The following is a 25165-nucleotide window of genomic DNA, read 5'->3' as shown; positions in this document are numbered from 1 at the left end:
ACGAAGGCGCACGGGACAATTCGACGGCGCCGGTCGAATGGTGAGTTCATTCTCTCGGCCGTCCGGGTGGAAAAACATCCTGCACCAGGAGGAACGGCAGATCGGGAGAGACAATCTGGACATGGAGCCCTGGCTGTGGGTCGGCGGTGGCGCGGCCGGTCTGGTGACCGCGGTCGTGCTGCTGCTCCTGCGCGCGCGACGGGCGGACAAGGACAAGCAGAGCGTCATGCTCGGCGCCACCATCTGCGGCGCGATCGGCGTGCTCGGCCTGGCCGTCGGCTGGCTGCTGAGCTCCGATCCGGGCGCGGGCCGGGCCGAGGCGCTCAAGACCGGCGGCGTGGCCTCCGGCGCGCTGATCGCGCTGTACGCGTTGTGGCTCAACGACCGCAGGCGGCGCACCGAGGAGGACCGGCGGGAGATCGAGCGGGACCGGCAGACCGTGGAGGTGGCCCGCCAGGAGCTGGAGCGGGTGCGCGCCATGCACGACCGGGAGCGGGTGGCCGACGAGCGGTTCGCCCGCTCGGTGGAGCTGCTCGGGCACGAGGCGGACCAGGTCCGGGTGGGCGCGCTGCACGCGCTGGTGGGCCTGGCGCGGGCGCACCCGAGCCGCACCCAGACCGTGGTGGACGTGCTGTGCTCCTACTTGCGCCGCCCGTTCCAGCACAAGCGTTACGCGGCCCTGCGGGACCAGCTCACCGGTGATGACATCCAGCCGCTCAAAGAGCCCAAGAAGCTGCCCGGCGTCGAGGATGAAGAGACCAGGGCGGAGGACCGGGAACGCCAGGTCCGGCTGGCCGCGCAGCGGCTGGTCGCGGAAATCCTGCGCAACGCCCCGCAAGACGTGGTCTGCAACCTCGACCTGACCGGCGCGGTGCTGGAGAACTTCGTGCTCAACCAGTGCCGGGTCGGCGTGTTCAGCGCCCCGGACGCCGAGCTCTACGCGGGTTTCACCCTGGACGCGGTCACCTTCACCGGCACCGTCGAACTGACCGGCAGCCTGTTCTACGGAAAAGCGAGTTTCAGCACCTCGGAGTTCCACGGCGAGGTCCAGGCCGCGGAAACGGAATTCCACGATGACGCGATCTTCAGCTTCATCAAGGCGTTCAAATACGTCAACCTGGAAAGCGCGGTGTTCAAACGCGCCGCCCTGTTCGACGAATCCACCATCGAGACGCTGAACCTGGACCTGGCCGACATCGGCGAGGTCCTCGGCATGCAGAACGTCGAGCTGACCAACCCCGAGGACCGGTTGCGGCTGCCCCGGGGCTGGCGCGCGGTGCTGGACCGCAAGGGCAAGGTGCTCGAGGTCAGGGGCCGTACCACTGCTGAGCGGCTGGCTTAGGCGCGCCCGAGCTGGTGCCCACGATCAGTTCGGTGTCCAGGGTGACCGTGCGCGGGCGACCGGGGTCGACCGTGTCCAGCAGCAGCCGGCCAGCGGCCCTGCCCTTCTCCAGCACCGGCTGGCGCACCGTGGTCAGCCCGGCGCGCTCGGCGTCCGGGATGCCGTCGAAGCCGGTCACGGTCAGGTCCTGCGGCACCCGCAGCCCCCGTCGCTGAGCTTCGGCCAGCGCGCCGAGGCCGAGGATGTCGGAGGTGCAGATGATCGCGGTGATCTCCGGGTCGCGGTCGAGCAGCTGGGCGGCGGCGGTGGAGCCGGAGGCGATGGTGTGGTCGAAGCGCTCCACCACCGGCACGCCGGTCCAGTCCACGCCTGCCGCGGCGAACTCGGTGGCCAGCGCCTCCAGCCGCGCGCGCTGCACGTGGAAGTGCGCCTCGTGCTGCCGGTGCACCGGCACGAAGCTGTCGTTGCGGTCGCGGGCCAGGCGCATGCAGATCACGCCGACCCTGCGGTGCCCCAGCTCGATCAGGTGCCGGGCCATCCGGCCCATCGCGCCGCGGTCGTCGATGCCGACCCGGTCCACGGTGCCGATCTCCGGCTGGTCGCAGACCACGGTGGGCACCGGGCGCTCCAGCACCGCGGCCAGGTGCGGATCGTCATCGGGCACCGAGTAGACGACGAAGCCGTCCACCCCGGCCCGGTGCACCGCGGCCACGTCCTCGCGCTCGGGGTTGGCCGGCACCAGCAGCAGGCCGGTCCCGGCGTCCTCGCAGGCCAGCGCCAGTCCTTCGAGGAAGGCGATGGCCGCTGGGTCGCGGAAGGCGTAGGACAGGTTCTCGGTGAGCAGCAGCCCGACCGCGCCTGCCTTGCGGGTGCGCAGCGAACGGGCCACCGGGTCAGGTCCCGGGTAGCCGAGTCTGCGGGCCGTCTCCAGCACTCGGCGCCGAAGTTCCGGCGAGAGCTGGTCCGGCCGGTTGTAGGCGTTGGAGACCGTCGTGCGGGAAACCCCGAGTTCCGCTGCCAGCGACGCCAGTGTCGCGGGGCGCCGCGCGTTCAAAGACCGCGCCATGAAGTGACCGTAACGGTTCAGAACCACCTAGTGAAGCCTGGGTGACCAAGCTGTGTTCAGAACCATGAAAGGCCAGCTCGTTCGGGGAGTCACCGGCCGCATTGGTCCAGACCATCTCAGAGGTCAGGACAACGGTGCGGTCGACTCCCTGACCACCAGCTTCGGCCGGAACACCCGGCTGTAACTGCCCCCGGCGCGGCGCGCGGCCGGGTTCAACCGCTGGACCAGCTCGTCCACCGCGGCCCTGGCCATCTCCTCGATCGGCTGGGCCAGCGTGGTCAGCGCGGGCGAGCAGTAGGCAGCCAGGGGGATGTCGTCGAAGCCGACGATGGACAGGTCTCGCGGCACGGACAGCCCGCGCCGGTGCGCCTCGCGCATCGCGCCCAGGGCCATGTGGTCGGAGGAGCAGATCACCGCGCTGGGCCGGGGGCCGTCGAGCAGTCCGGCCATCGCGGCCGCGCCCCCGGCCGCGCCGTAGGGGGCGTGCGCGACCAGCGCCGGGTCGGCGGGCAGCCCGGCTTCTTCCAGCGCGGCGGACCAGCCGGCGCGCTTGAGCCGGGAGGGCAGCGAGCGGGCCGGGCCGCAGACGAAGCCGATCCGGCGGTGCCCGAGCTCGACCAGGTGCCGGGCGGCCAGGTAGCCGGCCACCTGCTCGTCCACCGTCACGTCCGGCACGTCCAGCGCGGGCGCGCCGCCGTTGACGAAGACCATCTGCACGCCGTCGGCCAGCAGCTTGCTGTAGTAGCTGGCGCCACCGTCCTCGGCGTTGTTGATCTCCGGCGAGACGAAGACCATGCCCTCCACGCCGCGGGCGAGCAGCATCCGGACATATTCCTCTTCGACCAGCTCCCGCCCGTCCAGGTCGGCCCCGTCGGCGCGCAGACTGGCCGAGCGGGTGTTGCACAGCAGCGAGCCGTAGCCCGCGCGGGCCGCCCTGGTCTCCAGGGCTTCGGCGAAGGCGGGGAAGACCGGGTTGGACAGTTCGGGCACCAGCAGGCCGATCACGCCGGTGCGTTGCAGCGCGCCGAGGCCGCGCGGGGTGTAGGGCAGGTCGGCGAGCACGCCGAGCACCCGTTGCCGGGTCGCCTCGTTGACCCCGGCCCGCCGGTTCAGGACCCGGCTGACCGTGGAGATGCTGACCCCGGCCGCACGCGCGATATCGGCAAGTCCCGTCACGAGCCGACAGCCTGCCGCGTACAGCAAGTTTTTGCAATCGAAGTGGCTCGGCTTGGGGCCTGCACCTGGTCTCGACCGCCCCACGACGCGACCGGCGGCGTTGCCGGGACACCCCCGTACGCCCAGTACGAGGGTGCCCCGGCGCCTTGCCGGACGCGCCGTGGCACGGCCGATACCAGGCACAGTCCCCAAGCCGAACCACTAGGCCAACTGGAGCCGTTACCAGCCCCCGTTACGGCTTGGTTACGCGGTAGACCTTGACCAAACCCGGGCATTGGGTATGAAATCCGCGTCAGCCTCAACGCAAAAGCTTGCAAAGATGCAGCGGGTACCGGAGGGAACGACAGCAACGATGCGACGCACTTCCCGAGGACAGGTTTCGAAGCTCGCCAAGGCCGCCACCCTCGGCCTGGCCGGCGCGCTGGCCCTCACCGCCTGCGGTGGTGGTGGCGGGACCGGCGACTCCAGCAAGGTCGTCTACTGGGACACCAGCGGTCCCAACGAGTCCCCCGTGTTCAAGAAGATCGCGGAGGGCTGCGCGAGCAAGGACGGCTACCAGGTCTCGGTGGAGACGGTGGCCTTCGACCAGGCCCGCAGCAACTTCAAGACCAGCGCACAGGGCGGCCAGGGCGCGGACGTGTTCCGGGCCGAGGTGGCCTGGGTGCCGGAGCTGGCGCACAACGGCCTGGTGGTCGACCTGACCGACACCGCGCTGGGCAAGGACACCGCCGACTTCCTGGAAGTCCCGCTGGGCTCGACCAAGTACAACGGCAAGACCTACGGCGTCCCGCAGGTCACCGACACGCTGGCGCTCTACTACAACAAGAAGGCGCTGGCCGACGCCGGGGTCGCGGTGCCGGCCACCTGGGACCAGGTCAAGGCCGCCGGCGCCAAGCTGGGCGAGAAGGCGCTGTTCATCAACAACGACGGCTACTACGCGCTGCCCTTCATCTACGGCCAGGGCGGTGACCTGGTGGACACCGCGAACAAGAAGATCCTGGTCAACTCGCCGGAGTCGGTGAAGGGCCTGGAGACCGCGAAGGGCCTGCTGGACGCCAAGGCGGCGCAGACCGCGCAGGACCCGACCAACTCCAACACCAACATGAAGGCCGCCTTCTCCACCGGCGGCGTGGCCATGGTCATCGACGGCCCGTGGGCCGCGGTGGACCTGCTCAAGGGCGACGCCTTCAAGGACCCGGCCAACCTGGGCATCGCGCCGGTCCCGGCGGGCTCGGCGGGCTCCAGCTCCCCGGTCGGCGGGCACGACTACGTGGTGCGCCAGGGCAGCAAGGCCAAGGACAACGCGATCAAGCTGGTGCAGTGCATGTCCAGCACCGCCTCCCAGGTGACCATCGCCAAGGAGCTGGGCCTGCTGCCCACCCGCAAGTCGGCCTACGAGTCGGCCGAGGTCAAGGCGCAGCCGGTGGTCGCGGGCTTCACCCCGGTGGTGCAGAAGGCGCACCCGCGCCCGTGGATCCCGCAGGGCGGTGAGCTGTTCGACCCGCTGAAGATCGCTTACGCGGACGTGCTCTCCGGCAAGAAGACGGCCAAGGCGGCCCTGGACGAGGTGGCCAAGACCTACAAGGACCAGGTCGTCAAGGACTACAGCTGAGCTGAGTGGTCGGCTCGGGGCCTGTGCCTGGTATCGGCCGTTCCACGGCGCGACCGGCAAGGCGCCGGGACGCCCTAGTACAGGGCGTACTCGGGTGTTCCGGCAACGCCGCCGGTCGTGTCGTGGGACGGTCGAGACCTGGTGCAGGTCCCGAGCCGACCACTCCTGTCCTCGGGGAGAGAGAAGTAGTCGTGCGGAACTTCTTCGCCAGGCACTGGTACGCCTACGCGATGGTGCTGCCGGTCGTGGTGGTGATCGGAGTGCTCGTCCTGCTGCCGCTGGTGCAGGGCGTCTACTACAGCTTCACCAACATCAACGAAGCCACGATCGCCAACCCGATCCTGGACCGGCCGGCCACCTATGAGTGGGTCGGGCTGACCAACTACCTCAACGTGCTCTCCGGGGACCCCTCCTACGGGAACTTCTGGGCCGTGCTGGTGCGCACGCTGGTCTGGACCTTCGCCAGCGTGTTCTTCCACTACGTGATCGGCCTGGGCCTGGCGGTGCTGCTCAACCGGCGGATCGCCGGGCGCGGGCTGTACCGGGTGCTGCTGATCCTGCCCTGGGCGGTGCCCGCGTTCATCAGCGCGTTCGCCTGGAAGTACATGTTCAACGCGCAGTACGGGATCATCAACCAGCTGCTCGGCTCGATCGGGCTGCCGCAGCCGGTGTGGCTGGGCCAGTCCGACCTGGCGCTGGTCGCGGTGATCATCGTCAACATCTGGCTGGGCGTGCCGTTCATGATGGTGGCCCTGCTCGGCGGCCTGCAGTCCATCCCTGGCGAGCTGTACGAGGCGGCCGAGATCGACGGCGCCTCCGCCTGGCAGCGCTTCCGCAACATCACCCTGCCCGGCCTGCGCTCGGTGTCCAGCACCGTGGTGCTGCTGGGCACCATCTGGACCTTCAACATGTTCGCGGTGATCTACCTGGTCACCGGCGGGATCAACCCGAACACCCGCATCCTGGTCATCTACGCCTTCGAGCGGTTCTTCTCGGGCGCCTCCCGGGACTACGCGATCGCCTCGACCTACGGCGTGCTGATCCTGTCGCTGCTGCTGGTGTTCGCCTCCGGCTATCGCAGGGCGCTGCGCAAGCAGGGCGAGGTGTGGTGAGGATGTCGACCAAGCTGAAGCGCGACCAGCGTTCTCCACTGGCCAGTTTCGGACTGCACGCCACGCTCGTGGTGGCCTCGGTGATCGCGGTGTTCCCGGTGTTCTGGGTGCTGGTCACCTCGTTCAAACCGGACTCCCGCGCGGTGGAGCCGACCCCGAAGCTGATCAACGAGTTCACCGCGGGCAACTACACCGACGTGCTCTCCGGCGCCAAGGGCGACTTCCTGGCCTGGTTCGGCAACTCGGTGCTGATCGCCCTGCTGACCACGGTGATCGCGGTGTTCCTGTCCGCCACCACCGGCTACGCGGTCAGCCGGTTCCGCTTCCCCGGCTACCGCCCGGCGATGCTGAGCTTCCTGATCATCCAGATGTTCCCGTTCGCGGTGCTGATCGTGCCGCTGTACAACATCATGCTCAGCCTGGGCCTGCAGGGCAGCAGCTTCGGCCTGGTGCTGATCTACTGCACCACCGCGATCCCGTTCTGCGCCTACATGCTCAAGAGCTACTTCGACACCATCCCGGCCGACATCGACGAGGCCGGGCGGATCGACGGGCTGTCCCACTTCGGCGTGTTCTGGCGACTGGTGCTGCCGCTGGCCCGGCCGGGCTTGGCGGTGACCGCTTTCTACGCCTTCCTCACCGCCTGGGGCGAGGTCGCCTTCGCCTCGGCCTTCCTGTCCGCGGCTGACGAGAACAAGACGCTGGCGGTCGGGCTCCAGGTTTTTGTGCAGCAGAACCGCACGGAGTGGGGCCACCTGGCAGCTGCATCGATTCTGGTCGCGATCCCCGCGGTCATCGTCTTCTACCTGGTGCAACGCTTCCTGGTGACCGGGCTCGCCGCGGGCGCGGTGAAGGGCTGACCCGGGCAGCGGCGGCCGCCACTGTCTGAGTTCTTTACCAATCAGTGTCGCCCAGGGGGCTGACGTGAGACCGCTCACCAGCTATTTTGGCGTCACCTGCATCACTTCGAAAGGGACCACACATGGCCGAGGTCGCCTACGTCAACGCCTCGCGGGTCTACGCGGGCACGCCGCCGGTGCGAGCTGTGGACCAGCTCCAGCTGGACATTGCCGATGGCGAGTTCCTCGTGCTCGTGGGCCCCTCCGGTTCGGGCAAGTCCACCGCGCTGCGCATGCTGGCCGGACTGGAGGACGTCGACGAGGGCGCGATCCAGATCGGCGGCAAGGACGTCACCAACGTGCCGCCGAAGGGTCGGGACATCGCCATGGTGTTCCAGTCCTACGCGCTCTACCCGCACATGACCGTCGGGGAGAACATGGGCTTCGCGCTCAAGCTCCGCGGCGTGCCGAAGCCGCAGATCAAGGAGAAAGTCCTTGAGGCGGCGAAGATGCTGGACCTGGAGAAGTACCTCGAGCGTAAGCCGAAAGCGCTTTCCGGTGGCCAGCGCCAGCGCGTCGCGATGGGTCGCGCGATCGTCCGCGAGCCCAGCGTCTTCCTGATGGACGAGCCGCTGTCCAACCTGGACGCCAAGCTTCGCGTGGAGACCCGCGCGAACATCGCCACCCTCCAGCAGCGGCTGGGCACCACCACCATCTACGTGACCCACGACCAGGTCGAAGCGATGACCATGGGCCACCGGGTCGCGGTGCTCAAGGACGGTCTGCTCCAGCAGTGCGACACCCCGCGCGCGCTGTACGAGACCCCGGCCAACGCCTTCGTGGCCGGCTTCATCGGCTCGCCCGCGATGAACCTCAAGACCGTGCCGCTGACCAGCAGCGGCGCCCAGATCGACGGCTTCGAGGTGCCGCTGCCGCGGAACGTGCTGGACAAGGTCGGCTCCGCCGGTCTGTCCGAGGTCACCTTCGGCGTCCGGCCCGAGTCGCTCCGGCTGGTCTCCTCCGAGGACGACGGCATGAGCATGGTGGTCGAGCTGGTCGAGGAGCTCGGCGCGGACGCGATCCTCTACGGCAGCGTGCGCATCGGCGACCGCCCGGAGCGGTTCACCGTGCGTGTTGACGGCCGTACGCCTCCGGCGCTGGGCCAGACCGTCAAGGTCGGCCTGCGGGACCACGGCGAGGTGCACCTGTTCCACCCGGAGACCGGTGACCGCATCACGGCGACCACCGTCTGACCTGGTTTTTTCCGCCGAACGGCGTGGTCGCGATGCATTCGTGACCACGCCGTTCCGCTTATGAGTCACGCCCGGAGGGTGGCACGCGGTCCGGCGGGTTAGGCTGAACTCGACAACGGTTTCCATTCTTACGAGTGCAGCCACCCCGTTCGGAGGAGGATCCGATGACTCCGCGTTACATCCGGCCGATGGGTGCGGTCGCCGCCCTCACCGCGGCCGCGCTCGCCCTGACCGCCTGCGGTGGCGGCACGCCCGCCGGCAACAGCGGCAGCCCCAGTCCGACCGCGGACGGCAAGCTGTCCGTGGTGGCCTCCACCAACGTGTGGGCCGACGTGGCCCGCGCGGTCGGCGGGGACGCGGTCTCGGTCAAGGCGATCGTCGGCGCCACCGGGGACCCGCACTCCTACGAGTCCTCCGCGGCCGACGCGGCCACCGTGCGCGGGGCGGCGCTGGTGGTGTTCAACGGCGGCCACTACGACGACTTCGTGCCGAATATGCTCAAGGACGCCGCGGACAAGCCGGTGGTGGAGGCGATGAAGATCGCCGGCACGCACACCGACGAGCCCAAGCCCGCCGAGGGCGAGCGCGACGAGCACGCAGGCGAGGAGCACGCCAACGAGCACCTCTGGTACGACCTGGACCTGGTCGAGGACGTGGCCAAGGCGGTCGCGGCCAAGCTCGGCGAGCTGAAGGCCGACCAGAAGGACAAGTTCACCGCCAACGCGCAGGCGTTCACCGCCAAGATCGACGCGCTGGAGCAGAAGGTGGACGCGGTCAAGCAGGCGCACAAGGGCGTCAAGGTCGCGGCCACCGAGCCGATCGCGCACTACCTGCTCGAGGAGGCCGGGCTGGCCGATGTGACTCCGGCCCAGTTCAGCAAGGCCGTGGAGGAGGAGAACGACCCGCCCGCCGCCGCGATCGCGGAGATCCAGAAGCTGATCACCGAGCGGACCGCGCGGGTGCTGGTGTACAACCCGCAGACCGAGTCACCGGTCACCAAGCAGGTCAAGGAGAACGCGGTCAAGGCGAACGTCCCGGTCGTCGAGCTGACCGAGACGCTCCCCGAGGGCAAGGACTACCCCCAGTGGATGGGCGAGCAGATCGACAAGCTGGCCGCGGCGCTGAAGCAGTGACGCCGGCGGTCCGCCTCCGCGGCGCCCGGCTCGCCTTCGGCGACCGGGTGCTCTGGGACGGGCTGGACCTGGACGTGGCGCCGGGTGAGTTCCTGGCCGTGCTGGGCCCCAACGGTTCCGGCAAGACCAGCCTGCTGCGGGTGCTGCTGGGCATGAAGGCGCTCACCGGCGGCACCGCCGAGGTCGGCGGCGAGCCGGTGCGCGGCGGCAGCACCCGGATCGGCTACATCCCGCAGCAGCGCGCGGTGGACACCTCGCTCGCCCTGCGCGGCCGGGACCTGGTCGGACTGGGCCTGGACGGGCACCGCTGGGGCCCGTTCGCGCTGCGCGGGCGGGCCGGGCGGGCGCGCCGGATCGACGCCGCGCTGGCCTCGGTCGGCGCCTCGGGCTACGCCAAGGCCCCGGTCGGCCTGCTCTCCGGCGGCGAGCAGCAGCGGCTGCGGGTGGCCCAGGCGCTGGTCGGCGAGCCCGCGGTGCTGCTCTGCGACGAGCCACTGCTGTCGCTGGACCTGGCCCACCAGCGGGTGGTCAGCTCGCTGATCGGCGAGCGGGCCAGGCAGACCGGCGCGGCGGTGCTGTTCGTCACGCACGAGATCAACCCGGTGCTGGACCAGGTGGACCGGGTGCTCTACCTGGTGGACGGCCGGTTCCGGATCGGCCCGCCCGCCGAGGTGATGACCACCGAGACGCTCAGCGAGCTGTACCGGACCAGGGTCGAGGTGCTGCGGCTGCGGGACCGGATCGTGGTGGTCGGCGCGGACGCCGAGACCACCCCGGCCGACTGCCACCACGTGCGGGAGCCCGCGGAGGAGCTGCGATGAGCCTGGAGGCGTTCTTCGCCAAGCTGTTCGACTTCCAGGCCACGGCAGCCCTGCTCGGCGAGGACTTCGTGCAGAACGCCCTGCTCACCGGGCTGGTCCTGGGCCTGGTGTCCGGGGTGCTGGCGCCGATGGTGGTGGCGCGCAAGATGTCCTTCGCCGTGCACGGCACCGCCGAGCTGGCCTTCACCGGCGCGGCCGCGGCCCTGCTGCTCGGCTTCAGCGTGGGCACCGGGGCGCTGCTCGGCTCGGTGGTGGCGGCGCTGATGCTGGGGCTGCTCGGGCAGAAGGACACCGAGCGGGACTCGGTGATCGGCGCGGTGCTCTCCTTCGGACTGGGCCTCGGCGTGCTGCTGCTCGCGGTGAACCCCATTCGCACCAACAACAAGTTCAGCCTGCTGATCGGGCAGATCGTGACCGTGGACTCGGGCGAGCTGGCCCTGTTCGCGGTCACCGCCGCGGTGGTGCTGCTGGCCTTCGCGCTGATCTACCGGCCGCTGCTGTTCGCCAGCGCCGACGAGCAGGTCGCGGCCGCCAGGGGTGTCCCGGTGCGGCTGCTGACCCCGCTGTTCGCGGTGCTCGTCGGCGTGGCGACCGCGCTGGGCGTGCAGACCGTCGGCGCGCTGCTGGTGCTGGCGCTGATGGTGACGCCGGGCGCGGCCGCCGCCAGGGTCACCGCCCGGCCCGGCCTGGCGATCCTGCTCTCGGTGGTCTTCGCCGAGGTCGCGGCGATCGGCGGCATCCTGCTGTCACTGGCCCCCGGGGTCCCGGTCAGCGCGTTCATCACCGCGCTGTCCTTCCTGATCTACCTCATCTGCCGGGGGGTCGGCGGTTACCGGCTGAACCGGGCGAAGTCCGCCACCGCCTGAACCGCGGCCAGCTTGGCGCTGGTGTTGTGCGAGACCTTGCCCAGGTCGGTCAGCGGCGCCCCGCTCTGCTTCGCGCAGGTCTGGCTGTTGTGGAAGGGCACGTCCTCGTCACCGTTGGCCGCGAACAGCTTCACCGGCACCCTCGGCCGCCACTGGCAGCTGGTGCTCTCCTTGGCCCACAACGCCTTGAGCACCGGGTCCGGGTTGGTCAGCCGGTCCAGGAACTCCGGGGTGAAGAACTCCCCCACCGTGCGCGGCAGCCGCCGGAACAGCTCCTGGTTGGGCGTGTGCCCGTCGAAGAGCGGGGCCAGCTCCGGCTGCCGGAAGACCTTCGCCGGGTCGTCGTAGAGGTGGTGCAGCCGCTGCCAGGAGGTCACCGCGTAGCCGAGGTAGGCCACCGCGTTGACGGGCCGGCCGGCCACCGCGTCGGCCACCGCGGTGGTGAAGTCGTACGGGCCGCTGATCGCCGCGATCGCGCGCAGCCCCAGCCCCGGCTCCCGGCCCTGCTGCAGGGCCTTGCCCAGCGCCATCGCGCCGTTGCCGCCCTGGGAGAACCCGCTCACCAGCAGCCGCCGGTCCACCGTGACGCCCTGCCGCCGCACCAGGGCGGTGGCCGCGCGCACCGCGTCGGCGGCGGCGGTGACCAGCGAGTCGTTGTGCATGTACGGGTGGAAGCCCGGTCCGCCGCCCAGGCCGAGGTAGTCCGGCGCCACGGCCAGCTTCCCGGCCGAGGCGAACAGGTAGGCGGCCCGCCGGTCGGTGCCGTCCGGGCGCACCGAGGGCTGGTCGCCCCGGTACACCTGGGTGCCGTGCAGCCAGGTGACCGCGCTCAGCCGCCGCTGCGGCGCCCTGGGCGCCGCGACCAGCCCGGTCGCCGTGGTCGGCTTCCCGAGCGCGTCCACCGTCCGGTACTCGATCTTGAACCCGTCCACCGCGCGGGTGGCCAGCGGCGAGGACATCTCGCCCTTGGCCAGGTAGTCCGGCATGTCCTTGGCCTCGACCGAGCCCACCGACTCAGCCGAGACCAGCGTGCCCCGGCCGGACTCCGTCTTGGCCAGCGCGGTCAGCGGCAGCGCCGCCAGCAACGCGGCCAGGCCGGCCGCGGCCGCCGTCTTCACCCCAGTGATCTTCATGCGGTCAGCCTGCCGGGGATCGGCGGCGGCCACACCAGGGCCAGACCCCCGAACCGGCGAGGGAGTTTCCCCTACCTCGGCCGGGGTTTCGCCGCCAGCTCGCGGCCGAAGGCGTCGATGAACTCGTTGCCGAGGAAGCCCGCGGTGCCGCTGGTCAGGTTGCGCTCGACCGCCTCGAAGACCACCACGTCGTTGTCCACGGCCAGCTTGCCCGAGCGGACCGGGTCCTTGACCGCGTGGCCGTAGTGGTAGGCGGTGAAGTTGGACAGCGCGGCGTGCAGGTACCGGCCGGTGGACTCCAGGAACGAGTCGCCGAAGAGCATCACCCGGCCGCCGACCACGCCGGGGATCTCCTTGGAGGTGATCTGCTCCGGCTCGGTGAACTTGCTGTCCAGCGGCTTGACCCGGTTCTCCTGGCCATCCGGGCGGATCTCGTAGCGGAACCCGGTCACCTTGCCCTGCTTGCCGGACATCAGCGCCAGGTCGCCGGGGTTGGAGTAGGGCACGCTCAGCGAGATCGACCAGGGCTTGGTCACCCCGGGGTTGAGCCGTTCGCTGAGCGAGCGCACCGCGGAGACCGCGCCCTCATCGCTCCAGTGCGTGTCGTCCTTGTGGTAGACCGGGCGGCCCAGCCGCTGCTTGGTCTCGTTCAGGATCGGGCGCAGGTCCAGCACGCCGGGCTCGGCGGCGAACCGGTTCCAGAACTCGGTGCCGACGGCCGGGGCGCAGTCCTTGCCGCCGTAGCTGTCCGGCAGGAACCCGGGCTCCATGGTGCTCTTGTCCGGCGGGACCATCAGCAGGAAGGCCCGCCCGGAGGACTCCACCACCCCGCGCAGCTTGCGCACCTGGTCCAGCACCTGGTTGAGCGACTTGTCCGGGCGGCACTTGGCCTGCATGTCCATGCCGAAGAACAGCCAGTCGTCCTTGCCCTGGATGACCTTGGTGAACCCGGGCAGCACGGACTGCTGGTCCACCGGGACCGGCTGGTTGGGCAGCTGCGGCTGGGGCTGCGGGGAGGTGGTCTGGTTGCCCGGCACCGGGCCCTGCGGCTGCTGGCCACGGTCCAGCGGGGCGGGCTCGCCGAAAAGGCCCTCGCTGATGCCGTCCGCCGCGCGCACCGCGTCCTGGCGGAACACCAGGTGGTCGGTGGCCCACTGGGACAGGCCGGTGAAGAAGCCCCAGCCGTCGCTCAGGCTGGGGAAGGCCGCCAGCGGCCGGTTCTCGAACGCCGCGGGCCGCGCGCCCAGCGTCCAGACCAGCAGCGGGGTCAGGAAGAAGATCCCGGCCGCGGTCAGCGCGGTGCGCTGGCGGTGGCCGTGCCGCGGCCGGTGCAGCGAGTGCTCACGGGGCAGCAGCGCCTCGTGCACGCTCGGCAACTGCACCCGGTGCCGCGGGTCGCCCTGGACGCTCACCCGACCACGGTAACCGGATCGGGCGGACCGTGTTCACCGATCTGCCCGGCGGCGAAAAATGAGAGGCAGCCGACAGGCGTCGGGGCTAGCCTCGCGCCATGCTGCACGGGGAGAAGATCCTGCTCAGGCCCTGCACCAAGGACGACGCCGCGGTGCTCTACGCCGAGCAGCGCGCGGACGTGTCCGGCTTCATGCTCAGCTCGTCCGTGCCCTGGTTCCCGGTGCCGCTGGAGACGGTGCTGGAGGGCTGGGAGCCGGTGGACGCCCACCACTCCAAGCCGCTGCCCAAGTCGGCCACCTTCGCCATCGAGCACGAGGGCGAGCTGGCCGGGTCGATCACGCTCTGGGACATCGACTACCACCACCGCAACGGCGAGATCGGCATCGGGCTGCGCGAGTCCTTCCGGGGCAAGGGCCTGTCCATCGACGCGCTCAAGGTGCTCTGCCACTACGCCTTCTACGTGCTCGGACTGCACCGCGTCCGGCTGGTCACCGGGGCGCGGAACGTGCCGATGCAGAAGGCGGCGCTGGCGGCCGGTTTCACCGAGGAGGGGCGGCACCGCGAGGCGTGGTGGGAAGGGGACGGGTTCGCCGACGACGTGCACTACGGTCTGCTTGACCACGAATGGCGGACCCTCAGTGCCCAACAACGAGTTCGGTGACTTCCAGACCCCGCTGAACCTGGCCCGCGCGGTGGTGGCGACCCTGCCACCGCGGGACTACCGCAAGGTGCTGGAACCGACCTGCGGCACTGGCGCCTTCCTCCAGGCCGCGGCCGAACTCGGTGTGCCGCAACGGATCGGGGTGGAGATCCAGCCCGCGCACGCGGAGCTGGCCGCCGCGCACGGCGAGGTCCGGCAGCAGTGCGTGTTCGGCCTCGACCTCGGCGCGGACCTGCCGTGGGCGGCCGAGGGCGAGCTGCTGGTGCTGGGCAACCCGCCGTGGGTGACCATGGCCGACCTGACCCGGTTCGGCTCGGCGAACGTGCCGGTGAAGTCCAACGTGCGCAACCGGCCCGGCATGGCCGCCCGCACCGGCGAGTCCAACTTCGACGTGGCCGAGTACATCTGGCAGAAGCTGCTCATCGAGCTGCGCGGGCACCGGCCGACCATCGCCATGCTGTGCAAGACCCAGGTGGCCCGCAACCTGCTCGGTTTCTGCGCCGAGCACGGCATTCCGCTGGCCGGGGCCACCCTGCGGCTGATCGACTCGCACCGCTGGTTCGGGGCCAACGTGGACGCCGGCCTGCTCACCGTCCACATTGGACAGACGGTCGGCGAGTACACCTGCGCGCTCTACGAATCCTTGGAAGCGGCAACACCTTCCCGGCACTTCGGCCTGGTCGGCGGCAAGCTGGTGGCCGATGTGGCGGCCTACACCCGCACCGCCGAGGCGGACGGTTCCGCGCCGCTGGAATGGCGGCAGGGCGTCAAGCACGACGCCACCGCGGTGATGGAGCTGCCCGCGGACACCCAGGCCCGGATCGAGGAAGAACACCTCTACCCGTTGCTGAAGAGCTCGGACCTGTTCCACGGCAACACCACCACCGCGCGGCGCAGGCTGGTGCTGCCGCAGCGCCGCCTCGGCCAGGACACCACCGAGCTGGCCGGGACCGCACCGGAGCTGTGGGCCTACCTCCAGGAACACGCGGCGGCGCTGGACGGCCGCCGCTCCGCGATCTACCGCGCCCGGCCCCGGTTCAGCGTGTTCGGCATCGGCGACTACACCTTCGCGCCGTACAAGGTCGCCGTCTCCGGCATGTACAAGAAGGCCGAGTTCCGGCTGCTGGCCCCGATCGACGGCAGGCCGGTCACCCTGGACGACACCTGCTACTTCCTCTCCAGCGCCGACCTGGCCGAGGCCGCGGTGCTCACCGCGCTGCTGCGCGGCCCGACCACCGCGACCCTGTTGTCCGCGCTGGTGTTCTGGGACGCCAAGCGCCCGATCACCAAGAAGCTGCTGCAACGGATCGACCTGGCCCGCCTGCTCGCCACCGCCGACCACCGGGGGCTGGCCGAGTCCGCGGCCAAGCTGACCGTCGGGCTGCCCGAGCAGATCACTCCGGCGCGAGCCCGGCGGGCCATCAGGTCGCTGACGGCCCGCTGGGACGCGCTCAGCTGACCGAGACGGTCACCGAGTCCACCAGCATCGGCCGTCCGGAGGCGGTGGAGCCGTTGGGGTCCCCGGCCAGGCGGCCGCCGATGGCCACGTTGAGGATCAGGAAGAAGCCGTGGTCGGTGGCCTGCCGCCAGACCTGCTCCCCCACCTTGTCCCGGCCGAGGGCGAAGGTCTGCTTCCCGTCCAGGTACCAGCGGATCTCGCCTTTGCCCTGGTCCAGCTCCACCGCGTACTCGCGGAACTCCCGCTGACAGCCCGCGCAGGCCTGCTCGCCGCTGCCCAGTCCGACCGGCTCCTGACAGGGGCCACCAGTGGCGGTGCCGCAGTGGAAGGTGCCGAACACCGACTCGCGGCCGTTGAGCGACTCCACCACGTCGATCTCCCCCGCCGCGGGCCAGCCACTGCCGTCGCGCCGCACCGCGTCGCCGAGCAACCAGAACGCGGGCCAGTACCCCGCGCCGTCGGCCTGGCCGACCTCGGGCAGCTTGATCGAGGCCGCCACCCGCAGCACCCCGCCGGCCGGCGCGCGGAAGTCGGTGCTCCGCGACTCCAGGCGGCCCGAGGTCCACCCGGCCCCGGTGCGGATCGGCGTGATGGCCAGCTGTCCCTTGCCGTTCTGCCGCACGTTGTCGATGGAGTCGGTCATGGTCTCGATCTCGTCGGTGCCCCACCGCGGCGCCGGACAGCCCGGGTAGCAGGTGCCGGTGGCGTGCTGCCAGCGCCGCTCATCGGGCCGAGCGCCGTCCGGGCCGTCGAAGTCCTCCCGGAACACCTGCTGCCACACCGGCGGCAGCAGTCCTTGGCGCTCAAGGGTTTTCTCCATCCGGCGACCGAGCAGCGCGGCCGCGGTGTTCGTCAGGTGCGAGTCGTCCCGGTAGAGCAACACCCCCTGCCGCACCGCCGGACAGGTCTCGCCGGGGCACAGCACCGGGTTCATGTCCACTGTGGACAGACCGGGCTGTCCGGCCAGTGGATCGGGCCGCAGCGCCTGCTCGCGCGGGAAGCCGCAGGCGGCCGGGTCCTCGGACACGCAGGCCGGGATGTCCTTGCCCGGCAACGGGGTGTCCCGCAGGTACACCAGCGGCGCGCCGGTGGCGGCCAGCCGGTCCAGGCTGCGCGCCCAGGCCGCCTTGAGCAGCTGCTCATCCGCGGTGTACTGGTTGAGCGAGGCGAGGAACACCAGCTTCGGCTTGGTGCCGGCCACCTGGGCCAGGGTGTCCCGCCGCCAGCTGTCGCACTCGGTGTAGGCCCGGCCCAGGGTCGGGTTGTACACGGTCAGGTCGGGCAGCGGACAGCCCTGCTTGACCCGCACCCGCACCGCCCACCCGCGCCGCTGCGCCAGCTGCCGCACGGCCGGGAACCACTGGCTGGCATGGGAGTCCCCGAGCAGCAGCACCTGCTCGGCGGCCGGATCGCCGAAGACGCACTCCGGCCCGGTCAGCTCGGCCGGGAACAGCTCGCAGCCCGGCACCGGCGGCAGGTCCGCCCGCGCCCGGTCCACCGGCGGGGTGAGGCCGGGGGCGGGGCTGGTGAGCAGGTCGGGGCCGTCCGCGGCGGCCAGTGGCAGGGTCGCGGACAGCTCGGTGACCCCGCCGCCCATCATCCGCTGGGCCGCGCTGCCGGTCACCAGCCCGGCGGCCACCGGCAGCAGCACCGCGGTCACGCCGATGGCCAGCCCGCGCACCGGCAGCGCGGAGATGGTCCGGGAGAACCGCACCGGTCGCTCCACCAGCCGTGCGGTCAGCCAGGCAGGCGCGGCCGCGCCGAGCACCAGCGCCAGCTTCACCGGCCAGGCCAGCTGCCCGAAGACCGCCTCGGCGAAGACCAGCACCGGCCAGTGCCACAGGTACCAGGCGAAGGACAGCTGCCCCATCGCGCGCATCGGCCCGGTGCTCAGGAAACCGGCGAAACCCTTGCCGGGAGCCAGGATCACCGCCACCGTGCCGAGCACCGGCACCAGCGCGACCGCGCCGGGGAACGCGGTCGCCGAGCTGAACACCACGGTGGACCAGCCGATCGCGGCCGCGCCCAGCCAGCCGAGCACCCAGCGCGCCGCCACCGGCAGCCGCAGCCAGGGCGCGGCGACCGCGGCCAGCGCGCCGAGCCCGAACTCCCAGGCCCTGGTCGGCGAACCCAGGTAGGCCAACGGTTCCGAGCTCGCCGTCCAGCGCATCGAAAGCAGCAGCGAGCCGATGCTCAGCAGCGCCACCACCGCGGCGACCAGCGGCACCACCGGGCGGCCCAGCTTGCGGGCCAGCACCGCGATGCCGAGCAACAGCGGCGCCCACACCAGGTAGAACTGCTCCTCCACGCCCAGCGACCAGAAGTGCAGCACCGGCGAGTGGTCGCGGGCCGCGGCCAGGTAGTCGGTCTGGTTGGCCACGAACCGCCAGTTCGCCACGTTCAGCGCGCCGGCGAGCACGTCGTAGGCGATGTCCTTGGCCCGCAACGGCGGCAGCAGCAGCCAGCTGAGGAAGGCGACCACCACCAGCACCACCCCGGCCGAGGGCAGGATGCGCCGGGCCCGCCGGGCGTAGAACTCCTTGAGCGAGAAGGTCCCCGTGCTGGCCAGGTCGCCGAGCAGCAGCCCGGTGATCAGGAACCCGGAGATGACGAAGAAGACGTCCACGCCGACGAACCCGCCGCCGAACAGCGGCACGCCAGCGTGGAAACCCAGCACGGTCAGCACGGCCACCGCGCGCAGGCCCTCGATGTCGGCCCGGCGGCCGGGGCGGTAGTCCGGCATCACAGGATCCCGTCCACCAGCCCGGAGGCGAGCAGGCCGAGCACGCCCAGCGCCACCGTGATCGCGAGCAGCTCGGGCCAGCTCCGCCGCGCGGCCGTGGCCGCCCACCGGTTCCCGGCCCCGATCTCGCGTTTCTCCTGCCGCCACAACGAGTTCGCCAGGTCGAGCAGCAGCGGCACGCTCAGGTAGCCCTGCACCAGCAGGTACCCGGCCAGCGCCCAGTAGTTCGCGATCCCGTGCGCGTAAACCCCTGCGCCAAAGGCGATCCAGCCCGCCAGCGTGGTCACCCCGAGCCAGCCGACCGCGAGCAGGCTCACCTTCCGCGCCAGCCCACCTCGCCCTTGGCTGACCCCGGTCGGCACCCAGTTCGCGCCGCGCCCGCGCAGCGTGTGCCAGACCGCGGCCGCGCTGGCGAACCCGACCAGCTGGTGCGCCCGGATCACCTGCATGCTCCACCGGGTGCGGGACACCGCGGGGATCAGCACCAGCCAGGTCCACACCGGCAGCAGGAACGGCAGCATCTGCCACGGCCGCACCTCCGCAGGCGCGAACAGCAGCATCAGCAACGGCGGCAGCGGCGCGGCGAAGACGTTCACCGCGGCCAGCAGGTAGCTCACCACGCCGTTCCAGTACGACAGCAACAACCGGTGCCCAGCCCCGACCCGGACCACCTCGGGCGCGGTCAGCAGGTGCAGGTTGCCCATCGCCCAGCGGTACTGCTGGCTGACGAAGGCGGGCACGGTGTCCGGCGACATCCCCTTGGCCAGCAACAGCGGCAGGTACTGGGTGCGGTAGCCGCGCCCGAGCAGCGCCAGCCCGGTGTACATGTCCTCGCTGTGGTCCAGCTTGGCGAACCCGCCGATCCGCTCGATCGCCTCCCGCCGGTACATCGCGTTGCTGCCACAGCAGATCGCCGCGTCATTGGCGTCCCTGGACGGCTGGATCCAGCGGAAGAACCACTCCTGCGCCGCGCCGGCGGCCCGCTGCAGCCAGTTCATCGAGGCGTCGGTGGCGAAGCACTGCGGCGTCTGCACGATCCCGACGCCAGGGTCCTCGAAGTAGGGCGCCAGGTGCACCAGCATGTCCGGCCGCGGGCAGAAGTCCGCGTCCAGGATGACGATCAGCGCACCGCCGGAGACGGTCAGCGCGTGGTTGAGGTTCCCGGCCTTCTTCAGGTGCCCGCGATCCGGCCGCACCAGGTAGTCGAACCCGAACTCCCCGGCCAGCTCCCGCACCTCGGCCCGCGCCCCGTCGTCCAGCACCCAGATCCGCAACCGCCCGTCCCAGCCCAGCCGCGCCACGTGCGCATAGGCGTTGCGCAGCACCGCGAGCGGTTCACCACAGGTCGGCAGGAACACGTCCACGCTGGGCAGCACCTCCGGCCGCCACACCCGCACCAGCAGGTCGTGCTGCTCCCTGGTCACCCGGCGCGGATACCTGTTGTCCAGCAACGACATCAGGATGCCGACCACGTTGAGCGCGAGCACCAGCAGGAACACCCACAGCCACGGCGTGCGGGCGGAGAACTGGAACAGGGTGACCGCGGTGAACACGAACGACAACGAGGAGACCACCAGCACCCAGCGCCGCTGCGGCCCGAAGTACCAGTACACCTCCTCGTCACCAGGCGGCCGCGGCAGGTGCGCGAGGGGATCGGGCAGGGGATCGGCGACTGGGGGAACGGGCGCGAGGGTGCTCTGCGACATGGTCACTTCCGAGGCGACGGCGGCGGATCCAGTAGGACCCAGCGCCGAATGGTATAGACCATTGAACGATTCAGCACAGGTGCCAACGTTGCCCGTGGCAGAGGTCACCAGGGCTCTGACCTGCACTCACCCAATCAGCGCAAGTAACGGGCCGGATCCGGACAGCGCGCGGTGTTCCCGCTCACGCCTGCTCAGAACTGGTAGTACAGGAACGGGGAGAAGGTGCCGGTGGCGACCAGGATCGCGGAGTAGGCCAGGCCGACGGTCATCACGGTCATCCGCAGCGCGGTGGCCGGGGGCGTGCGGACCGACTCCAGGTACGGGCCGGCCGGCTGGGCGGGCAGGAAGATGATCAGCAGCGCGAGCAGCAGCAGGATCAGGCGCTGGTTGGTCAACGCGGCCGCGACGCTGTCGGTCAGCCCGGCGAAGTCGGGCAGGAACATGTTGCCCAGCATGGCGAAGGCGTTGCCCAGGGTGCTCGACTTGAAGAACACCCAGCCGATGATCACCAGCAGCAGGGTCAGCGCGCGACGGCCGAGGTAGGACCCGGTGGTGGCCGGCGGGCGGTCCCAGCGGCGGGCGCGCTCGATCACCAGCAGCACGCCGTGGTAGATGCCCCACACCAGGTAGGTCCAGTTCGCGCCGTGCCAGAAACCGGTCAGCACGAACACGATGGCCAGGTTGCGGTAGGTCTTGCCGGTGCCGTGCCGGTTGCCGCCCAGCGGGATGTAGACGTAGTCGCGGAACCAGCGGGACAGCGACATGTGCCAGCGGCGCCAGAACTCGGTCACGGTCACCGAGGAGTACGGGCGGGCGAAGTTCTCCGGCAGCCGGAAGCCGAGCATGCGGCCCAGGCCGATGGCCATGTCGGAGTAGCCGGAGAAGTCGAAGTACAGCTGGAGGGTGAAGCCGAGCGCGCCCAGCCAGGCCACCGCGAAGGTCATCTTGTCCGGCGGGGTGGCGAAGCAGGCGTCCACCATCGGCGCCAGCGAGTCCGCGATCACGACCTTCTTGGTCAGGCCGAGGGCGAAGCGCGGGAAGCCGCTGGCGATGTCGTCCAGCCGGTGCGAGCGCAGCTGCGGGAGCTGGTCGGAGATCTCCCGGTAGCGCACGATCGGGCCCGCGGCCAGCTGCGGGAACATCGCGATGTAGGTGACGAAGGAGACCGGGTTGCGCAGCGCGGGCCGCTCACCCCGGTAGATGTCCACCACGTAGGAGATGTGGTGGAAGGTGAAGAAGGAGATGCCGATCACCAGCGCCAGGTGGGTGACCGGGAAGTCGCCGCCGAACAGCCCGGCGATCGCGTCCAGCTGCTCGGTGGCGAAGCCGAGGTACTTCCACACCAGCAGGATCGCCACGTCGAAGCAGATCACGCCGATCAGCAGCTGCCTGCGCCGCTTGGCCACCGGCGCCGGCTCGAACTGCTTGGGCTCCAGGTGCGGCCCGGCCAGGAAGTTGACCACGATGCAGGTCAGCAGCAGCAGCGTGGACCCGCCGGCCCCGGTGGCGTAGAAGACCAGGCTGGCGACCGCGATCACACCGTTGCGCCAGGTCCTGGGCAGCACGAGCAGTGCCGCCAGGGTGAGCGGCATGAAGTACCACAGGAACAGCGGGCTGACGAAGGACATCTCTACCTCGGGTCACGGTCCAGCCCGCTGACCCTATCGGAGCAACCAGGTCCGGATGGTCAGATCCGGCTAGCCACCCGGCGGCGGCGCGCGACCTCGGCCAGCACCACCCCGGCGGCCACCGAGGCGTTCAGCGAGTCCACCCCCGGCGCCATCGGGATGCCGATGGTGGCGTCGCAGTGCTTCTTCACCAGCTGGGACAGGCCCCGGCCCTCGGAGCCGACCACGACCACCAGCGGACCGGTGGCCAGTTCCAGCTCGTCGATGCTCATGCTGGCGTCGGCGTCCAGGCCGACCACCATCAGCCCGGCGCTGGCCCAGTCCTTGAGCGTGCGGTTGAGGTTGGTGGCGATGGCCACCGGCAGCCGGGCCGCGGTGCCCGCGCTGGTCCGCCAGGCCACCGCGGTCATGCTCGCGCTGCGCCGCTGCGGCACCACCACGCCGTGCGCGCCGAAGGCGGCCGCGGAGCGGATCACCGCACCCAGGTTGCGCGGGTCGGTCACCCCGTCCAGGGCCACCAGCAGCGGCGGCTGGCCGGAGTTGCGGCCGATCTCCAGCAGGTCGTCGGGGTGGCTGTAGCTGAACGGCGGCACCTGCAGGGACAGGCCCTGGTGCATCGCGCCGCCGGTGAGCTTGTCCAGCTCCGGCCGGGAGACCTCCAGCACCGAGACGCCCCGGTCGGCGGCCATCCGCACCGCCTCGGTCACCCGCTCGTCGGTGTCGATGCCCAGCGCCACGTACAGCGCGGTGGCCGGCACGCCCGCGCGCAGGCACTCCACCACCGGGTTGCGCCCGGCCACGTACTCGGAGTTGGTCGCCTCGCCCTTGCGGCGGGCCCTGGCCTGCTCGGCCTTGGTGGCCGCGGCGGCCTTGCGGGCGGCCGGGTGGTGCGCCCGCTCGGTGGCCTTGGGCGTGGGGCCCTTGCCCTGCAAGCCCTTCTTCCGCTGGCCACCGGAGCCGACCACGGCGCCCTTCTTGGTGCCAGGATTGCGCATGGCACCTTTGCGCCTGGAGTTACCGGCCATTTCCTCAGCAGTCCTTCAATGTCCATAGTGGACCGGAGGCGGTGTCCTCTACCGCCACTCCGGCCGCGAGCAGGCGGTCGCGCAACAGGTCCGCCGTGGCGAAGTCCTTGTTCGCGCGGGCCTTCTGCCGCTCTTCCAACAGTCCCTCGACCAGCGAGGTCAGCGCGGCGCGGGAGCCTTCGTCCACAGTGGACGCGACCTCCCACCGCTCCGACAGCGGGTCGAGGCCGAGCAGGCCGGTCATCGCGCGCACCGAGGCGGCGATCTCCCTTGCCTTGTCGTCCTCACCGGCATCCAGCGCGGCATTGCCGTCGCGCACGCTGGTGTGCACCGCGGCGATGGCCGCGGGGGTGGCCAGGTCCTCGTCCATCGCGGCGACGAACTCCCCGGTCAGCCCCTCCGCGCAGACCGAGCCGGTGCGCTGCACCACCCGGCGCAGGAAGCCCTCGATCCGCCGGTACCCGGACACCGCGTCGTGCAGCGCGGGCTCGGAGTACTCGATGGTGGACCGGTAGTGCGGGGTGACCAGGTAGTAGCGCAGCTCGGGCGCGCGCACCCGCTGCAGCATCTCCGGGATCGTCACCGTGTTGCCGAGCGACTTCGACATCTTCTCGCCGCTCATGGTCACCCAGGCGTTGTGCATCCAGTACTGGGCGAAGCCGTCCCCGGCCGCCCGCGACTGGGCCTGCTCGTTCTCGTGGTGCGGGAAGACCAGGTCCACCCCGCCGCCGTGGATGTCGAACTGGGGCCCGAGGTAGGCGGTGACCATGGCCGAGCACTCCAGGTGCCAGCCGGGACGGCCAGGCCCCCACGGCGTCGGCCAGGAAGGCTCGCCGGGCTTGGCGGCCTTCCACAGCGTGAAGTCGCGCGGGTCCCGCTTGCCGGTGGCCGCGGACTCGCCCTGCTGCACCTCGTCCAGCTTCTGCCCGGACAGCGCCCCGTACTCGGGGTAGGAGGCGACCGCGAAGTAGACGTCGCCGTCGGCGGCGTAGGCGTGGCCGCGCTCGATCAGCCGCTGCATCAGCTCGATCATCTGCGGCACGTGCCCGGTGGCCCTCGGCTCGACCGAGGCGGGCAGGCAGCCCAGCGCGTCGTAGGCGGAGATGAAGGCGCGCTCGTGCGTGGCCGCCCACTCCCACCAGGGCCTGCCGTGCTCGGCGGCCTTGGCCAGGATCTTGTCGTCGATGTCGGTGACGTTGCGCACCAGCGTGACGTCGGCCCCGTCGCGGGCCAGCCAGCGGCGCAGCACGTCGAAGTTCAGCCCGCTGCGCACGTGCCCGATGTGCGGCACGCCCTGCACGGTGGCCCCACAGACGTAGATCGACGCAGCCCCAGACCGGAGCGGGTGGAATTCCCGCATGCTCCTGGTAGCGGTGTCATGAAGTCGCAGAGCCACCCGTCAAGGGTACGGGTTCGGCGGGCGTGCTATTGACCAGCCCACCCTCCGAGATTTCAGTTTCCGCCGCTCGGCCGTGTGACCTACGCCGGAAGAAGGCCGTGTGCCCGCAGCGCCGAGCGCAGCGCGTCCGGGCGTTCGGCTGTCGGCAGCGGCGGCACCAGCGCGAAGGCGCAGCCGATGGCCAGCGCGCCGCCGTCGGCCTCCTGGCTGTCGCCGACCATGAGCACCTCGGCCGGGTCCAGCCCGATCCGCGCGCAGGCGGTGCGGAACAGCTCGGGGTCCGGCTTGACCCGCCCCTCCACATAGGAGAGGACGTAGGTGTCCGGCAGTTCGGCCACCCCGTGCTCGGCGAAGACCGCGCGGATGTCCCAGGCGATGTTGCTCAGCACCCCGACCGGCGTGCCTGCCGCCTTCAGCTCGGCGAGCACGGCGGCGGTGTCCGGGTAGGGCCGCCAGCCCGAGGGCTCCAGCAGCCGGTCGTAGATCTTGCCGGCCAGCGCCTCGTCGGAGGCGCCGATGTTGCGCAGCGCGGTGATGTGCACCTGGCGGTGCAGGTCGGGGTCGAGGTCGCGCTGTTCCCAGGCCTCGTGCAGGTCCTCGGGCAGCCAGTCCGGCCGCCCGGTGGGCGCGGTGAGCCGCCGCAGCAGCTCCGCGGCCGCGGCGTCGTCCATCAGGCCGTCCAGCCAGTCGTCGCCCAGTTCGAGGCGGAACAACGTGCCGGAGAAGTCGAAGAGCACTCCGCGAATGGTCACGGGCCCGACGTTAACCCAGTGACGGA

The 25165-nt window shown here is 70.9% G+C and carries 20 protein-coding genes; 10 read left to right on the top strand and 10 right to left on the bottom strand.

Going from position 1 to position 25165, the window contains the following annotated elements; all coding sequences use genetic code 11:
- The first annotated feature begins 121 nt into the window (after nt 1–121).
- On the top strand, nt 122–1342 hold the full coding sequence (locus tag M8C13_RS25120) for a pentapeptide repeat-containing protein (RefSeq protein ID WP_252483139.1): 1221 nt from the start codon (nt 122–124) through the stop codon (nt 1340–1342).
- Here the strand turns inward: M8C13_RS25120 and M8C13_RS25115 are convergent.
- Together M8C13_RS25115 and M8C13_RS25110 are read right to left on the bottom strand one after the other, a co-directional pair.
- Nucleotides 1308–2408, bottom strand: coding sequence for a LacI family DNA-binding transcriptional regulator (locus M8C13_RS25115; RefSeq protein WP_252483138.1), 1101 nt, complete (start codon nt 2406–2408; stop codon nt 1308–1310). The genes M8C13_RS25120 and M8C13_RS25115 overlap by 35 nt on opposite strands.
- Nucleotides 2409–2531: 123 nt before the next feature.
- The gene (locus M8C13_RS25110; protein WP_252483137.1) at nt 2532–3584 is read right to left on the bottom strand and encodes a LacI family DNA-binding transcriptional regulator; all 1053 of its coding nucleotides are present in this window, start codon (nt 3582–3584) and stop codon (nt 2532–2534) included.
- A 352-nt stretch (nt 3585–3936) separates the two neighbouring features.
- Here M8C13_RS25110 and M8C13_RS25105 point away from each other — a divergent pair, with 352 nt between their 5' ends.
- The 7 genes from M8C13_RS25105 (at nt 3937) to M8C13_RS25075 (ending at nt 11220) form a co-directional block, all read left to right on the top strand.
- Nucleotides 3937–5196, top strand: a complete 1260-nt coding sequence (locus M8C13_RS25105) for an extracellular solute-binding protein (protein WP_252483136.1) — start codon at nt 3937–3939, stop codon at nt 5194–5196.
- Between the two features lie 191 nt (nt 5197–5387).
- Nucleotides 5388–6308: a carbohydrate ABC transporter permease gene (locus tag M8C13_RS25100; RefSeq protein ID WP_374213139.1), complete on the top strand. Its 921-nt coding sequence runs from the start codon at nt 5388–5390 to the stop codon at nt 6306–6308.
- Nucleotides 6309–6310: 2 nt separating this feature from the next.
- Nucleotides 6311–7168, top strand: a complete 858-nt coding sequence (locus M8C13_RS25095) for a sugar ABC transporter permease (protein WP_252483135.1) — start codon at nt 6311–6313, stop codon at nt 7166–7168.
- Nucleotides 7169–7290: 122 nt separating this feature from the next.
- Nucleotides 7291–8400, top strand: coding sequence for an ABC transporter ATP-binding protein (locus M8C13_RS25090; RefSeq protein ID WP_252483134.1), 1110 nt, complete (start codon nt 7291–7293; stop codon nt 8398–8400).
- 164 nt (nt 8401–8564) lie between these two features.
- A complete protein-coding gene (locus M8C13_RS25085) occupies nt 8565–9533 on the top strand; it encodes a metal ABC transporter solute-binding protein, Zn/Mn family (protein ID WP_252483133.1) in 969 nt (322 codons plus the stop codon).
- Nucleotides 9530–10354: a metal ABC transporter ATP-binding protein gene (locus M8C13_RS25080; protein WP_252483132.1), complete on the top strand. Its 825-nt coding sequence runs from the start codon at nt 9530–9532 to the stop codon at nt 10352–10354. The genes M8C13_RS25085 and M8C13_RS25080 overlap by 4 nt, the downstream gene beginning before the upstream one ends.
- Entirely contained in the window at nt 10351–11220 is an 870-nt protein-coding gene (locus M8C13_RS25075) for a metal ABC transporter permease (protein ID WP_252483131.1), read from the top strand. Before M8C13_RS25080 ends, M8C13_RS25075 begins: the two co-directional genes overlap by 4 nt.
- Here M8C13_RS25075 and M8C13_RS25070 read toward each other — a convergent pair.
- Nucleotides 11184–12353 (bottom strand): lipase family protein, encoded by a 1170-nt coding sequence (locus tag M8C13_RS25070; RefSeq protein WP_252483130.1) that lies wholly within the window; start codon nt 12351–12353, stop codon nt 11184–11186. The genes M8C13_RS25075 and M8C13_RS25070 overlap by 37 nt on opposite strands.
- A 71-nt stretch (nt 12354–12424) precedes the next feature.
- Nucleotides 12425–13765 carry a hypothetical protein gene (locus tag M8C13_RS25065; protein WP_252483129.1) on the bottom strand — a complete coding sequence of 447 codons (1341 nt, stop codon included), beginning with the start codon at nt 13763–13765 and terminating at the stop codon, nt 12425–12427.
- Between the two features lie 98 nt (nt 13766–13863).
- Here M8C13_RS25065 and M8C13_RS25060 point away from each other — a divergent pair, with 98 nt between their 5' ends.
- Both M8C13_RS25060 and M8C13_RS25055 read left to right on the top strand, forming a co-directional pair.
- A complete protein-coding gene (locus tag M8C13_RS25060) occupies nt 13864–14427 on the top strand; it encodes a GNAT family N-acetyltransferase (RefSeq protein ID WP_252483128.1) in 564 nt (187 codons plus the stop codon).
- Nucleotides 14405–15886 (top strand): hypothetical protein, encoded by a 1482-nt coding sequence (locus tag M8C13_RS25055; protein ID WP_252483127.1) that lies wholly within the window; start codon nt 14405–14407, stop codon nt 15884–15886. Before M8C13_RS25060 ends, M8C13_RS25055 begins: the two co-directional genes overlap by 23 nt.
- On the opposite strand, the gene M8C13_RS25050 is transcribed toward M8C13_RS25055, so the two are convergent.
- From M8C13_RS25050 to M8C13_RS25025, 6 genes are all read right to left on the bottom strand, one after another.
- Nucleotides 15879–18629, bottom strand: coding sequence for an SGNH hydrolase domain-containing protein (locus M8C13_RS25050; RefSeq protein WP_252483126.1), 2751 nt, complete (start codon nt 18627–18629; stop codon nt 15879–15881). The genes M8C13_RS25055 and M8C13_RS25050 overlap by 8 nt on opposite strands.
- Nucleotides 18629–20335: a glycosyltransferase family 2 protein gene (locus M8C13_RS25045; protein WP_252483125.1), complete on the bottom strand. Its 1707-nt coding sequence runs from the start codon at nt 20333–20335 to the stop codon at nt 18629–18631. The genes M8C13_RS25050 and M8C13_RS25045 overlap by 1 nt, the downstream gene beginning before the upstream one ends.
- Nucleotides 20336–20526: 191 nt before the next feature.
- A complete protein-coding gene (locus M8C13_RS25040; protein WP_252483124.1) occupies nt 20527–21963 on the bottom strand; it encodes an MBOAT family protein in 1437 nt (478 codons plus the stop codon).
- Between the two features lie 59 nt (nt 21964–22022).
- Complete coding sequence (gene rlmB, locus M8C13_RS25035; protein ID WP_252483123.1) at nt 22023–22988, bottom strand: 23S rRNA (guanosine(2251)-2'-O)-methyltransferase RlmB; 966 nt, start codon at nt 22986–22988, stop codon at nt 22023–22025.
- A gap of 4 nt (nt 22989–22992) precedes the next feature.
- Nucleotides 22993–24384, bottom strand: a complete 1392-nt coding sequence (gene cysS / locus M8C13_RS25030; protein WP_252483122.1) for a cysteine--tRNA ligase — start codon at nt 24382–24384, stop codon at nt 22993–22995.
- An 83-nt stretch (nt 24385–24467) separates the two neighbouring features.
- Nucleotides 24468–25139, bottom strand: a complete 672-nt coding sequence (locus tag M8C13_RS25025) for an HAD family hydrolase (RefSeq protein ID WP_252483121.1) — start codon at nt 25137–25139, stop codon at nt 24468–24470.
- Between the last annotated feature and the right edge of the window lie 26 nt (nt 25140–25165).

Origin of the sequence: Crossiella sp. SN42 (assembly GCF_023897065.1) — a bacterium.
Taxonomy (GTDB): domain Bacteria; phylum Actinomycetota; class Actinomycetes; order Mycobacteriales; family Pseudonocardiaceae; genus Crossiella.
The sequence above is the reverse complement of the archived record's forward strand: the minus strand, read 5'-3'. Positions and strand labels throughout refer to the sequence as shown.

Excerpts from the sequence above, each read along its gene's own strand:
- M8C13_RS25120 (WP_252483139.1), top strand. The coding sequence starts at position 122 with ATGGAGCCCTGGCTGTGGGTCGGCGGTGGCGCGGCCGGTCTGGTGACC.
- M8C13_RS25115 (WP_252483138.1), bottom strand. The coding sequence starts at position 2,408 with ATGGCGCGGTCTTTGAACGCGCGGCGCCCCGCGACACTGGCGTCGCTG.
- M8C13_RS25105 (WP_252483136.1), top strand. The coding sequence starts at position 3,937 with ATGCGACGCACTTCCCGAGGACAGGTTTCGAAGCTCGCCAAGGCCGCC.
- M8C13_RS25095 (WP_252483135.1), top strand. The coding sequence starts at position 6,311 with ATGTCGACCAAGCTGAAGCGCGACCAGCGTTCTCCACTGGCCAGTTTC.
- M8C13_RS25090 (WP_252483134.1), top strand. The coding sequence starts at position 7,291 with ATGGCCGAGGTCGCCTACGTCAACGCCTCGCGGGTCTACGCGGGCACG.
- M8C13_RS25085 (WP_252483133.1), top strand. The coding sequence starts at position 8,565 with ATGACTCCGCGTTACATCCGGCCGATGGGTGCGGTCGCCGCCCTCACC.
- M8C13_RS25075 (WP_252483131.1), top strand. The coding sequence starts at position 10,351 with ATGAGCCTGGAGGCGTTCTTCGCCAAGCTGTTCGACTTCCAGGCCACG.
- M8C13_RS25070 (WP_252483130.1), bottom strand. The coding sequence starts at position 12,353 with ATGAAGATCACTGGGGTGAAGACGGCGGCCGCGGCCGGCCTGGCCGCG.
- M8C13_RS25060 (WP_252483128.1), top strand. The coding sequence starts at position 13,864 with ATGCTGCACGGGGAGAAGATCCTGCTCAGGCCCTGCACCAAGGACGAC.
- M8C13_RS25050 (WP_252483126.1), bottom strand. The coding sequence starts at position 18,629 with ATGCCGGACTACCGCCCCGGCCGCCGGGCCGACATCGAGGGCCTGCGC.
- M8C13_RS25045 (WP_252483125.1), bottom strand. The coding sequence starts at position 20,335 with ATGTCGCAGAGCACCCTCGCGCCCGTTCCCCCAGTCGCCGATCCCCTG.
- M8C13_RS25040 (WP_252483124.1), bottom strand. The coding sequence starts at position 21,963 with ATGTCCTTCGTCAGCCCGCTGTTCCTGTGGTACTTCATGCCGCTCACC.
- rlmB (WP_252483123.1), bottom strand. The coding sequence starts at position 22,988 with ATGGCCGGTAACTCCAGGCGCAAAGGTGCCATGCGCAATCCTGGCACC.